The organism is Brachybacterium sp. AOP42-C2-15 (assembly GCF_052377065.1).
In the GTDB taxonomy this organism is placed as follows: Bacteria; Actinomycetota; Actinomycetes; order Actinomycetales; family Dermabacteraceae; genus Brachybacterium.
This window is the reverse complement of the sequence record NZ_JBQSWK010000025.1, coordinates 22,090-34,019: the sequence shown is the minus strand read 5'-3', so window position 1 is coordinate 34,019 and position 11,930 is coordinate 22,090. Positions and strand designations below refer to the sequence as shown.

10 protein-coding genes and 1 pseudogene are annotated in these 11,930 nt (G+C 68.9%); 8 read left to right on the top strand and 3 right to left on the bottom strand.

Features of this window, described 5'->3' with window-relative positions; translation table 11 throughout:
* Window positions 1-27 precede the first annotated feature (27 nt).
* The 8 genes from dapA (at window position 28) to recA (ending at window position 9,129) form a co-directional block, all read left to right on the top strand.
* Window positions 28-936 (top strand): 4-hydroxy-tetrahydrodipicolinate synthase, encoded by a 909-nt coding sequence (gene dapA / locus ACT3SQ_RS13525; RefSeq protein ID WP_441443549.1) that lies wholly within the window; start codon window positions 28-30, stop codon window positions 934-936.
* A gap of 35 nt (window positions 937-971) precedes the next feature.
* Window positions 972-2,666: a ribonuclease J gene (locus tag ACT3SQ_RS13520; RefSeq protein ID WP_441443548.1), complete on the top strand. Its 1,695-nt coding sequence runs from the start codon at window positions 972-974 to the stop codon at window positions 2,664-2,666.
* A 101-nt stretch (window positions 2,667-2,767) separates the two neighbouring features.
* The gene (locus tag ACT3SQ_RS13515; RefSeq protein ID WP_441443547.1) at window positions 2,768-5,668 is read left to right on the top strand and encodes a DNA translocase FtsK 4TM domain-containing protein; all 2,901 of its coding nucleotides are present in this window, start codon (window positions 2,768-2,770) and stop codon (window positions 5,666-5,668) included.
* 159 nt (window positions 5,669-5,827) lie between these two features.
* Window positions 5,828-6,418: a CDP-diacylglycerol--glycerol-3-phosphate 3-phosphatidyltransferase gene (gene pgsA / locus ACT3SQ_RS13510; RefSeq protein WP_441443546.1), complete on the top strand. Its 591-nt coding sequence runs from the start codon at window positions 5,828-5,830 to the stop codon at window positions 6,416-6,418.
* Entirely contained in the window at window positions 6,415-7,041 is a 627-nt protein-coding gene (locus ACT3SQ_RS13505; protein WP_441443545.1) for a CinA family protein, read from the top strand. The genes pgsA and ACT3SQ_RS13505 overlap by 4 nt, the downstream gene beginning before the upstream one ends.
* Before the next feature lie 180 nt (window positions 7,042-7,221).
* Window positions 7,222-7,527 carry a helix-turn-helix domain-containing protein gene (locus ACT3SQ_RS13500; protein ID WP_441443544.1) on the top strand — a complete coding sequence of 102 codons (306 nt, stop codon included), beginning with the start codon at window positions 7,222-7,224 and terminating at the stop codon, window positions 7,525-7,527.
* Between the two features lies 1 nt (window position 7,528).
* On the top strand, window positions 7,529-7,753 hold the full coding sequence (locus tag ACT3SQ_RS13495) for a DUF3046 domain-containing protein (RefSeq protein WP_441443543.1): 225 nt from the start codon (window positions 7,529-7,531) through the stop codon (window positions 7,751-7,753).
* A 257-nt stretch (window positions 7,754-8,010) separates the two neighbouring features.
* Complete coding sequence (gene recA / locus ACT3SQ_RS13490; protein WP_441443542.1) at window positions 8,011-9,129, top strand: recombinase RecA; 1,119 nt, start codon at window positions 8,011-8,013, stop codon at window positions 9,127-9,129.
* Between the two features lie 218 nt (window positions 9,130-9,347).
* Here the strand turns inward: recA and ACT3SQ_RS13485 are convergent, their stop codons facing one another.
* The 3 genes and pseudogenes from ACT3SQ_RS13485 to ACT3SQ_RS13475 form a co-directional block, all read right to left on the bottom strand.
* The gene (locus ACT3SQ_RS13485) at window positions 9,348-9,896 is read right to left on the bottom strand and encodes a GNAT family N-acetyltransferase (protein ID WP_441445430.1); all 549 of its coding nucleotides are present in this window, start codon (window positions 9,894-9,896) and stop codon (window positions 9,348-9,350) included.
* Between the two features lie 136 nt (window positions 9,897-10,032).
* Window positions 10,033-11,388 (bottom strand): annotated as a pseudogene (locus ACT3SQ_RS13480) (RNA polymerase sigma factor); the annotation flags it as partial.
* Between the two features lie 114 nt (window positions 11,389-11,502).
* Window positions 11,503-11,928 (bottom strand): universal stress protein, encoded by a 426-nt coding sequence (locus ACT3SQ_RS13475; RefSeq protein WP_441445429.1) that lies wholly within the window; start codon window positions 11,926-11,928, stop codon window positions 11,503-11,505.
* Window positions 11,929-11,930: the final 2 nt, after the last annotated feature.

Here is an 11,930-nt window from a genome sequence, read left to right as displayed (position 1 = left end):
GCAGCAGAACATTCTCGGGAGGAGACCATGACCAGCACCGAAACGCGCTCTGCGCGACCGTTCGGCGCGGTGGGGACCGCGATGGTCACCCCGCTCACCGAGGACGGCCATGGCGTGGACCTGGAGTCCGCGCAGAAGCTGGCCGACCATGTGGCCCGGCACGGCAACGACATGATCGTGGTCTCCGGCACCACCGGGGAGGCGCCCACCCTCACTGACGTCGAGAAGCTCGAGCTGGCTCGCGCGGTGAGGGATGCCGTCGGCCCCGAGGTCACCGTGGTCGCAGGGGTCGGCACCTACGACACCGCCCACTCGATCGACCTCGCGCGGGAGCACGCCAAGCTCGGGATCGACGGGCTGCTGGTGGTCACTCCGTACTACTCCAAGCCCAGCCAGGCCGGGATCATCGCGCACACCACCGCGATCGCGGATTCCACGGACCTGCCGGTGATGCTCTATGACATCCCGGGCCGCACCGGCACCCCGCTGAGCTTCGAAACCCTGCTGCGCCTCGGCGAGAACCCGCGGATCCTCGCAGTGAAGGACGCCAAGGCTGATCTGCAGCAGGCGAGCCGGGTCATGGCGCAGACGGACCTCGTCTACTACTCCGGCGAGGACGGGCTGAACCTGCCCTGGATGTCCATCGGCGCTGCCGGGATGGTGTCCGTGGTCGGCCAGGTCGCCGGCGATCTCGAGCGGGAGATGGTCGAGGCCGTGGATCGGGACGATCTGCCCGCCGCGCTCGCCGCGCACCGCGCGCTGGTCCCGGTGGTCGAAGCGATCATGAACCACATGCCCGGTGCCGTGGCCGCGAAGGCCGCACTCCACCTGCAGGGCGTGCTGCCGCATGCTGCGATGCGCGGCCCGCACGTCCCGGCCGACACCGACCAGCTGCGCATGCTCTCGGACGCACTGGACGCCGCTGGCCTGCTCTGAGCAGAATCACCCCTCTGACCAGCGCGGAGCTGCCGATGTCCACTGCCTTCTCCCAGCGTCCCGACCTGCCGCCGGAGCTCGAGCCCGGCACTCTGCGGATCACGCCGCTCGGCGGGCTCGGAGACGTCGGCCGCAATATGACCGTCCTCGAGTTCGACGGGCGTCTGCTGATCGTCGACTGCGGAGTGCTCTTCCCCGAGGACTCCCAGCCCGGCGTCGACCTGATCCTCCCCGACTTCGATCTCATCGCCGATCGCCTGGCCGACGTCGAGGCGATCATCCTGACCCACGGCCATGAGGACCACATCGGGGCGGTGCCCTACCTGCTGCGGCGGCGGCCCGACATCCCCCTGGTGGGCAGCAGGCTCACGCTCGCCTTCCTCGAGGCGAAGCTGAAGGAGCACAGGATCCGTCCCGTCACCACCGTGGTGGCGGAAGGACAGCAGCTGGACTTCGGGCCCTTCGACTGCGAGTTCGTAGCGGTCAACCACTCGATCCCCGACGCCCTCGCGGTGCACGTGGCCACCCCGGCCGGCACGGTGCTCCACACAGGCGACTTCAAGATGGACCAGCTGCCGCTCGATGGCAGGATCACCGATCTGCGCGCCTTCGCCCGGCTCGGCGAGGCCGGCGTGGACCTTTTCATGACGGACTCCACCAATGCGGAGGTCCCGGGGTTCACCGTCGGGGAGCAGGAGATCGGCCCCACCCTCGAGGCGATCTTCGCCCGCGCCCGGCAGAAGATCGTGGTCGCGTCCTTCTCCAGCCACGTCCACCGTGTTCAGCAGGTGCTGGACGCCGCCGCGCGCCATGGCCGCAGAGTCGCCTTCGTCGGCCGTTCGATGGTGCGGAACATGGGCATCGCCGCCGAGCTCGGCTACCTCCACGTCCCGCCGGACACGATCATCGACGCGAAACAGATCGGCAGCCTCCCCGAGGAACAGGTCGTGCTGATGTGCACCGGCAGCCAGGGCGAGCCGATGGCGGCGCTGGGACGCATCGCGAAGGGCGACCACCAGGTGAGCGTGGGCCCGGGTGACGTCGTCATCCTCGCCTCGTCCCTCATCCCGGGCAACGAGAACTCCGTGTTCCGGGTGATCAACGGGCTGATGGCGCTCGGCGCCGAGGTGATCCACAAGGGCTCCGCCACGGTCCACACCTCAGGGCACGCCAGCGCCGGGGAGCTGCTGTACTGCTACAACATCGTGCGGCCCCGCAACGTGATGCCGATCCATGGCGAGGTGCGCCATCTCATCGCGAACGGGAAGCTCGCCGAGTTCACCGGGGTCCCGCGCGAGCGGATCGTGCTGGCCCAGGACGGACATGTCATCGATCTGAAGAACGGCATCGCCGCCACGGTCGGCGCGGTGCCGAACAGCTATGTGTATGTGGACGGCTCGAGCGTCGGCGAGATCTCCGAGGCCGACCTCCAAGACCGTCGCACGCTCGGGGGTGAGGGCTTCATCTCTCTGTTCGCCGTGGTCAGTGCCGAGACTGGAGCGCTGATCGTCGGGCCGGAGATCCACATCCGTGGGATGGCCGAGGACCACGGCGTCTTCGAGGAGATCCGGCCGGAGATCGTCGCGGCGCTGGAGAACGCGATCGCAGAGCAGTCCGAGCGCAGGGACACCTATCGGCTGCAGCAGGTGATGCGTCGGGTGGTGGGACGCTATGTCTCCCGGCGATTGCGGCGACGACCGATGATCGTCCCCGTCGTCATCGAGTCCTGACCCTCCCGTCCGGGGCGAGCCGGCTCTGAGACCGCCCGTGTGACGAGGCCGGGGGCCCCGCCTCCCGAGTGCGGGGTGGCGCGGAATGTAGCATCGGGCTCATGGCGACACGTACGTCTTCCCCCGCACGTGCGTCGAAAGGCTCCTCTCGGACCGCTGCTGCCGGCACCTCGCGCACCACCGGCTCCGGGGCGAACGACCCCTCGACGCTCCCTCTGCCGGTGCGCGCTGTGCGCTCCGGCTATCTGGCGATCGCTCGCATGGTCGGCGGAATGATCCGCTCGATCGGCGTGCAGCGATGGGAGGTCGCCCCTGAGCAGCGACGTGACGGCTATGCGCTGTTCCTCCTGCTCATCGCGATCCTGGTCGCCGTCGTCGAATGGTGGCAGTCCACGGGACCGGTGCTCGGTGCCGTGCACACCGCGGTGGCCGGCACCTTCGGGATCTCCTCGATGGTGATCCCGCTGCTGGCCGCCGGCTGGTCCCTGCGCATGTTCCGACGCCCGGATCAGGTGCGCGCCAACTCCCGCATCGCGATCGGCATCGCGATCCTGCTCACCGCGATCTCGGCGATCGCCTCGGTCTCGGCACGGCTGCCCGCTCCGGCGGACGGAATCGACGCGCTTGCCCGCGGGGGAGGGGTGCTGGGCTTCCTGGCCGCCGCCCCGCTCGAGGCGCTCCTCCCGCCGGTCGCGGTGGTCGTCATCCACTCACTCCTGATCGCCTTCGGGATCCTCGTGCTCACCGCCACCCCGGTCGAGTCGATCCCCTCGCGCCTGCGCGACGTCTACGACGTCGCCGTGGGCCGCAGCGAGGAGGAGGACGCGGAGCGGGTCGCCTTCGGGCTGCGCCCCCGCCGGGTGGACCCCGCGATGCACGAGCAGGCGACCGAGGCCCAGACCACCGGCAGGCCCCGCCGTCGCAGCCGTCGGGAGAAGGCCGAAGCGGCCGAGCGCGATCACGAGAACTTCGGCTACGTCGGCGACGAGGCCTTCGAACAGGGCGTGGACGAGGACGCCGCGACGGCGGCGACGGCGAAGAAGAAGAGCCGCCGCACCGCCCAGCGCCGCAGCGCCCCCGCCGACGCCGCGGATGTCTACGACGTGGTCGAGGACGAGAACCACCGCGCCAAGACCTTCCCGGGCAAGGGCGCGGCGGGCCCCGATGCCACGACGCCGCTGCCTTCGGCCGCGAAGTCCGCCGCCGCCAGGACCACCCCGACCAAGGCTGTGCCGACCAAGCCGGCACAGGAGGAGAAGGCGGAGCTGGTCCCGCCACCGATGGGCGACCTTCCCCGCGCCGGCGAACAGCTGGAGCTCGCCGGAGACATCGTCTACACGCTGCCGGACTCCTCCTTCCTGCTGGAGGGTCCGCCCCACAAGACCCGCTCCGAGGCCAACGACCATGTGGTCGCCGCACTCGGCGAGGTCTTCGAGCAGTTCAACGTCAATGCCGAGGTGGTCGGCTTCTCCCGTGGTCCCACGGTGACCCGCTACGAGGTCGAGCTCGCTCCGGGCACCAAGGTCGAGAAGGTCACGGCCCTGGACAAGAACATCTCCTACGCCGTGGCCAGCGCCGACGTGCGGATCCTCTCGCCGATCCCCGGCAAGAAGGCCATCGGCATCGAGATCCCCAACACCGACCGCGAGACGGTCGCGCTGGGCGACGTGCTGCGCAGCTCCGTGGCGCGCCGCAACGAGCACCCGCTGGTGATGGGCGTGGGCAAGGACGTCGAGGGCGGCTACGTCGTCGCGAACCTCGCCAAGATGCCCCACCTGCTCGTCGCCGGTGCCACCGGAGCCGGCAAGTCCAGCTTCGTGAACTCCATGATCACCTCCATCCTGATGCGTTCCACGCCGGAGGAGGTGCGGATGGTGCTGGTGGACCCCAAGCGCGTCGAACTCACCATCTACGAGGGCATCCCGCACCTGATCACTCCGATCATCACCAACCCGAAGAAGGCCGCCGAAGCCCTCGAGTGGGTCGTCAAGGAGATGGACGCCCGCTACGACGACCTCGCCGCCTTCGGGTTCAAGCACCTCGACGACTTCAACAAGGCCGTCCGGGCCGGAGAGGTGAAGCTGCCCGCCGGCAGCGAGCGCCGCCTCGCCCCGTACCCCTACCTGCTGGTCGTGGTCGACGAGCTCGCGGACCTGATGATGGTCGCCCCGCGCGACGTCGAGGCGTCGATCCAGCGCATCACGCAGCTCGCACGAGCTGCCGGGATCCACCTGATCCTGGCCACCCAGCGCCCCTCGGTCGACGTCGTCACCGGCATCATCAAAGCCAATGTGCCCAGCCGTCTCGCCTTCGCGACCTCGTCGCTGCAGGACTCCCGGGTCATCCTCGACTCCGTCGGCGCCGAGAAGCTGATCGGTCAGGGCGACGCCCTGTTCCACCCGATGGGCAAGGCCAAGCCGATGCGTGTTCAGGGCGCCTGGGTCAACGAGTCCGAGATCCACAAGGTCGTCGACCACGTCAAGACCCAGATGAAGCCCAACTATCGCGAGGACGTCCAGGTCGTCGCGGCCAAGAAGCAGATCGACGACGACATCGGCGACGATCTCGACGTCCTGCTGCAGGCAGCGGAGCTCGTGGTCACCACCCAGTTCGGCTCCACCTCGATGCTGCAGCGCAAGCTCCGGGTGGGCTTCGCGAAGGCTGGTCGCCTGATGGATCTGCTCGAGTCCCGCGAGATCGTGGGCCCCTCCGAGGGATCCAAGGCCCGCGACGTGCTGGTCCATCCCGACGAGCTCGGCACCGCCATCGCCCGCATCCGCGGCGAGGACGTCCCGGCGGATGGCGAGGATGAGCCCTATGCCGCCGATCAGGCCGTCGACCTCGAACAGGAGGATCCGGAGCCGGTCGCCGAGGGTCACGGCGGGGATGATCGCTACGCGAACGATCCGCTGGCCGATGACGGCTCCGAGCCCGCGATCGACTATCACGATGACGGGGACGAGGAGCAGAGCGAGGACGTCTGGAGCCTCACCGGCCGCTGAGCCGGCGAGCGACCCCGCAAGCCACTCCGTTCACTCGCCCCGCCGTCCACCCACCCCGCCGTCCGCCCACCTCACCAGCGATCGTTCAGCCTCGACCGCCCACCTCCACCTTCAGCCCGCATCACCGATGCGGACCCCGCCCCACAGCCAGGAGCCCCGATGACCACCCCGCGCACCGAAGAGGTCCCGCTCTGGAACATCGCCAACATCCTCACCATGGTGAGGTGTGCGATGGTCCCGCTGCTGGTGGTGCTCGCGATCCTGTACGCAGACTCGGTGCCCGGCAGATTGCTGGTCGCCGGAGTGTTCGTGCTCGCGATGATCACGGACTTCGCGGACGGCTATCTCGCGCGCAGCCGGAACCTGATCACCGACTTCGGCAAGATCATGGACCCGATCGCAGACAAGGCGATGACCGGGGCAGCGCTGATCATGCTCTCGGTGTGGGAGTACGTGCCGTGGTGGATGACAATCCTGATCCTGGTGCGCGAGTTCGGCATCACGATCATGCGCTTCACGATCCTCAAGTACGGGGCGCTGCCGGCGAACATGGCCGGCAAGGCCAAGACGATGGTCCAGACCATCGCCATCACCTTCTGCCTGATCCCCTTCGAATTGTGGTGGACCCCGGCCCGCTGGATCGGCCTCGCGCTGGTGCTCCTGGCCGTGGTGCTGACCGTCTGGTCCGGAGTCGTCAACCTCAAGGACGGCCTGCGGCTGCGTCGTGAGGCCCTGGCCGGGAACGCATGAGCACGTCGCCGGGCTCGTCGTCGCACGACGCAGCCGTCCAAGGGGGAGACACCGGGAGCGGCGCTGGAACCGCTGGCCGGAACGGGAACGGGACCGGGTCCGGCAGCAAGGGTGAACGACCCGTCGATCCTGCCTCCCTCATCGCCCGCGCCTCCGCACGGGGATGGTGGATCGCGACCGCCGAGTCGCTGACGGCCGGCGGACTGGTGGCCCGCCTGGTGGACGCGCCCGGGGCCAGTGCGGCGATCGCCGGGGGAGCGGCCTGCTATTCCTACGAGGCCAAGACCCGTGTGCTCGGGATCGACCCTGACCTGCTCTCCGCCACCGGTGCGGTGACTGCAGAGGTCGCGACCGCGATGGCGGAAGGAGCGCTCAGCCTGTACGGCGCCGATATCGCCGTGTCCACCACCGGGGTGGCGGGCCCCGGCCCTGACGAGAGGGGGGTCGCCCAGGGCACGGTGTTCCTGGGCCTCGCCCAGCGCGGCGCGAGAACCGTGACCCGTGAACTCCGTCTCAGCGGGGGGAGAGCCCAGATCCGGTCCCGGACCGTCGATGCCGCACTCGTGCTGCTGGACGAGGCGCTCGCGGAGCAGCAGCCGCCCAGCTCAGCCAGTCAGCGCTGATCGCTCCTCCCCATCGTCCCGCCATGCACACCCTCCAGGGAATGATCGGGCGTGGCCCACTACACTCTGGGGAACAGTTTCTCGGGTGCGGGCGTTGTGCCTTCTGTGATGACATCGACGTACCGCATTCCCGAGGTGCACCATCAGTTCACCCACAGTCAGAGGAAAGGAGGCAGGTCCATGATTCTGTTCCGCCAGGAGCTGGGAGACGTGCTGCGCGACGCGCGCCGTACCCAGGGCCGCACGCTTCGGCAGGTATCCTCCGACGCCCGTGTGTCACTGGGCTATCTCAGTGAGATCGAGCGCGGCCAGAAGGAGGCCTCCAGCGAGCTGCTGGTCTCCGTGACCGATGCGCTCGGTCTCCCGTTGTCCTTCGTGCTGCGCGAGGTGTCCGAGAGGATCGCGATCGCTGAGCAGGTGACGATCCCCGATACCGTCCCCGAGGGTCTGGTCGACGGCACGAAGCCGCTGGTCGGCGCTCGCTGAGGTGCGACGCAGCGAGTTCACCGAGCTGGCCGACCATGTCTTCGGGCCGGCACTCGCACGCATATACACCCAGGACCTCGTGCTCGAGGAGATCGGCGGACTGACCGCCGAGCAGGCTCTCGAGCACGGGGTCCCCGTGCGTTCGGTGTGGGCAGCCCTGTGCGATGCCATGGACGTCCCCGACTCCGCGCGGTGGGAGATCCCGCTCGCGCAGCGGCGGCGCTGAGCAGGCCCGAGCTCTCGAGCAGATCCGTTCACGACACACCGCACGACACGCCGCGATCTGGTTCGCGTTCGAACGTCTGTTCGGTAGTCTGTTCCTCGACGGTCCTCCCAGCACCCGCTCCACACACCGACCTCTCCTCCCCAGCGCCCCTCCATCCACAGGGGTCACGGACAGCGGTCGAATGTCGGGGTCGGCGCCTAGTGTGGCCGCACTGGTCACCGCGTCGGTACTCCCGGCCCTCAGGAAGGAACAAGCACATGGCTGCACCGAAGTCATCCAAGCCCCCGGTCACGAAGTCGTCCGCAAAGGACCGCAGCTCCTCGCTCGACAGCGCACTCGCGCAGATCGATCGGCAGTTCGGCAAGGGCTCGATCATGCGCCTGGGCGACGACACCCGCCCGCCGGTCGAGGTCATCCCCACCGGCTCGGTGGCGCTGGACGCAGCATTGGGTATCGGCGGTCTGCCCCGCGGGCGCATCGTGGAGATCTACGGCCCGGAGTCCTCCGGCAAGACCACGCTCGCCCTCCACGCCGTGGCCAACGCGCAGCGCAACGGCGGCATCGCGGCTTTCATCGATGCCGAGCATGCGATGGATCCGGAGTACGCGAAGAAGCTCGGCGTCGACACCGACGCACTGCTGGTCTCCCAGCCGGACACCGGTGAGCAGGCCCTGGAGATCACCGACATGCTGATCCGCTCCGGCGCACTGGACATCGTCGTCATCGACTCGGTCGCCGCACTGGTGCCCAAGGCAGAGATCGAAGGCGAGATGGGCGACTCGCACGTCGGCCTGCAGGCTCGCCTGATGTCGCAGGCGCTGCGCAAGCTCACCGGTGCGCTCTCCGCCTCGGGCACCACCGCGATCTTCATCAACCAGCTGCGCGAGAAGATCGGCGTGTTCTTCGGCAGCCCGGAGACCACCACCGGTGGCAAGGCGCTGAAGTTCTATGCCTCGGTGCGTATGGACATCCGCCGCATCGAGACTCTCAAGACCGGCACCGACGCCGTGGGCAACCGCACCCGGGTCAAGGTCGTGAAGAACAAGATGGCTCCGCCCTTCAAGCAGGCCGAGTTCGACATCCTCTACGGCGAGGGGATCTCCCGCGAAGGCGGCCTGATCGACCTCGGCGTCGAGCACGGCCTGGTCCGCAAGTCCGGTGCCTGGTTCACCTATGAGGGGGATCAGCTGGGGCAGGGCAAGGAGAACTCCCGACAGTTCCTCAAGGACAATCCGGACCTGGCCGCGGAGATCGAGGAGAAGATCCTCCGCACCCTCGGAGTGGGCAAGTACGCCGCCGAGCCCGAGGCGCCGGCGACCGAGGCTCCCCTCGGCGAGGACGAGTTCCTCGACGAGGATGTCCCCGCCACGATCTGATCGATGGCACCTCAGCACGCACGCGGCGGGGGGCCCGCCCCCCCCCGCCCGCCCGCCCCCCCCCGGGTGGCACAAAAACCGCCCCCCCCCCCCCCCCCCCGGGGGGGCGCCCCCCCTTCTCGTCTGCCTGTCCGCCCCACTGCGGGGACGCCCTGCAGGCGCGCACTGCGGGTAGGCGCGCTCAGGTGGGTCGTGCAGCAGCCCAATCGCTCAGCAGGTCAAACGCGCAGCAGCTGTTCGGCGTGGATCGCGTACTCGACCCAGTAGGTGCTGCGGCCCTCTCGGGCCTCCCGGGCCCCAGTGGCGGCGAAGCCGAGACGCTCATAGAGACCCTGAGCCGGAGTGTTGGTGTCGTCGACATCCAGCCGCAGGTCCGGTCGCCCGAGCTCGAGGGAGAGACGAGCGGCACTCGCGAGGAGGACACGGGAGAGTCCAGTGCCGCGAGCAGCAGGACGGACCCAGAGCGAGACGATGTAGGCGCGGTCCGCGGGGATCACATGCTCGGGGGTGTAGCCGGCAGGGAGCAGGGCGATCCCGCCGAGCACCGATCCCCCGCGTCGGGCCTGGAGATGGACTCGCGGTCCGGCGATCTCCCGGCGCCATTGCCGCTCGTCTCGGCGGCGGGCCTCTGCCGGATCCGCCCAGAACGCCTCGGGGTCGGCGGCGAGCATGTCCAGCCGCAGATCCCGATGGCTGGCCCAGTCCTCGCCGGTTACGCGATGGATCCGCACCGTGGTGGCGGCGTCCGTGCCCGTGGTCGTCCTCATTGCCGGTGCTCCGTCTCCCGGGTTCGTGCCGATCGCTGCTACGTGCTGATCACTGCTGTGTGCGAGCGTCCGCCGAGCGGCGGACAGAGGACGGGCCCGGTTCTAGTGGAACCGGGCCCGTCCTCACTGCTGAACGTCAGTCGAGGTAGTCGCGCAGCACCTGCGAGCGCGAGGGGTGACGCAGCTTCGACATGGTCTTGGACTCGATCTGACGGATCCGCTCACGGGTCACGCCATAGACCTTGCCGATCTCATCGAGCGTCTTGGGCTGACCGTCCTCGAGCCCGAAGCGCATCGAGACCACTCCGGCCTCACGCTCGGAGAGGGTGTCCAGCACCGAGTGGAGCTGCTCCTGCAGCAGGGTGAAGCTCACTGCATCGGCCGGGACCACGGCCTCGGAGTCCTCGATCAGGTCGCCGAACTCGCTGTCGCCGTCCTCACCGAGCGGGGTGTGCAGGGAGATCGGCTCGCGACCGTACTTCTGGACCTCCACGACCTTCTCGGGCGTCATGTCCAGTTCCTTGGCGAGCTCCTCCGGGGTGGGCTCCCGGCCGAGGTCCTGCAGCATCTGCCGCTGGACGCGGGCGAGCTTGTTGATGACCTCGACCATGTGCACTGGGATGCGGATGGTGCGGGCCTGGTCCGCCATGGCGCGAGTGATGGCCTGGCGGATCCACCAGGTGGCATAGGTGGAGAACTTGTAGCCCTTGGCATAGTCGAACTTCTCGACCGCGCGGATCAGGCCGAGGTTGCCCTCCTGGATGAGGTCCAGGAACAGCATCCCGCGACCGGTGTAGCGCTTGGCCAGGGAGACCACGAGGCGCAGGTTGGCCTCGAGCAGGTGATCCTTGGCGGCGCGGCCGTCCTGGGAGATGATCGCCAGCTCGCGACCGGCCTTGGTCTTGGTGATCGACTCGTCGCCCTTGAGCTTCTGCTCGGCGTAGAGACCGGCCTCGATGCGCTCGGCCAGCTCGACCTCCTGCGCAGCGTTCAGGAGTGCGACTTTGCCGATCTGCTTGAGGTAGTCCTTGACCGGGTCGGCGGTGGCGCCGGCGGTGACGACCTGCTGGGCGGGGGCGTCATCCTCAGCGGCGTTGAAGACGAAGCCGCCGGACTCCTCGACCTTCGTGTCGGTCGCGGACCTGGCCTTCTTCGCCTCGGTCTCCTCCGACTCCTCCTCGGTGTCGGAGTCGGCCTCGGCGGCCTTGGGTGCGGCGGCCTTCTTGGCGGCCGGCTTCCGGGCGGCGGTCTTGCGTGCAGGGGCCTTCTTGGCGGGGGTCTTCGGTGCGGCGGTGTCAGCGGTCTCGACAGCGTCGGTCTCGACGGCCTCGGAGCTCTCCGCTGCCTTCGTGGCCGCGGCGCTTGTCGAGCGCTTCGCCTTGGAGGCGGTCTCAGCAGTACTGGAGGAGGTCACAGAGTTCCTTCTTCCGGCGGCGGCCCGGCATGGGCGGTCCGCCACACTCGGGCGATCGGTCTTCTCGGCGCGGCTCGCGGTCTCCGCTCCGTGTCACGTCACCGGTATCTACCGGTTTCACGGCGCACGAACGCACGGTGCCGTCAAGCCTGTTGAGTATAACGCCGCTCGCAGTGGTTTATTCCCACCCGCTCAGGCGCCTGTGACGCCACCGACCCCACTCGCGTGGTGGTCGTCCTTGACGGCGAGCACCGGACAGGCCGCGCCGAGCACGACCCGACGCGCCGAGGCGCCCAGGTTCAGCTTCCCGATCGGCGGCTTCCGGCGGAGCCCGATCACGACCAAGCTCGCCGCGACCTCGTCCACGACCGAGAGGATGAACTCCCCGATATCGCTCTCGAGGCTGCTCCGCACGGCGACGTCGGCCTGCTCGGTGCCGAGCGCGCGCAGTTCGTCACGCACCTCGTCCTCGGTGGCGGCAGTAATCCCACGCTCAGCGTCGTGATAGAGATGTGAGGCGATGACCAGCCCCTCCCCCGTGCGCGCTCCATAGCGGAGGGCGGCCTTCAGCGCGGCCCGTCCCTGACCCGACGGGGAGTACCCCACGACGATGCTCATGC

Bases quoted from the DNA above. Each gene is read 5' to 3' on its own strand.
- ACT3SQ_RS13505 (WP_441443545.1), top strand. From the start codon at position 6,415: ATGAGCACGTCGCCGGGCTCGTCGTCGCACGACGCAGCCGTCCAAGGG.
- ACT3SQ_RS13515 (WP_441443547.1), top strand. From the start codon at position 2,768: ATGGCGACACGTACGTCTTCCCCCGCACGTGCGTCGAAAGGCTCCTCT.
- ACT3SQ_RS13520 (WP_441443548.1), top strand. From the start codon at position 972: ATGTCCACTGCCTTCTCCCAGCGTCCCGACCTGCCGCCGGAGCTCGAG.
- recA (WP_441443542.1), top strand. From the start codon at position 8,011: ATGGCTGCACCGAAGTCATCCAAGCCCCCGGTCACGAAGTCGTCCGCA.
- ACT3SQ_RS13485 (WP_441445430.1), bottom strand. From the start codon at position 9,896: ATGAGGACGACCACGGGCACGGACGCCGCCACCACGGTGCGGATCCAT.
- ACT3SQ_RS13475 (WP_441445429.1), bottom strand. From the start codon at position 11,928: ATGAGCATCGTCGTGGGGTACTCCCCGTCGGGTCAGGGACGGGCCGCG.
- pgsA (WP_441443546.1), top strand. From the start codon at position 5,828: ATGACCACCCCGCGCACCGAAGAGGTCCCGCTCTGGAACATCGCCAAC.
- ACT3SQ_RS13500 (WP_441443544.1), top strand. From the start codon at position 7,222: ATGATTCTGTTCCGCCAGGAGCTGGGAGACGTGCTGCGCGACGCGCGC.
- dapA (WP_441443549.1), top strand. From the start codon at position 28: ATGACCAGCACCGAAACGCGCTCTGCGCGACCGTTCGGCGCGGTGGGG.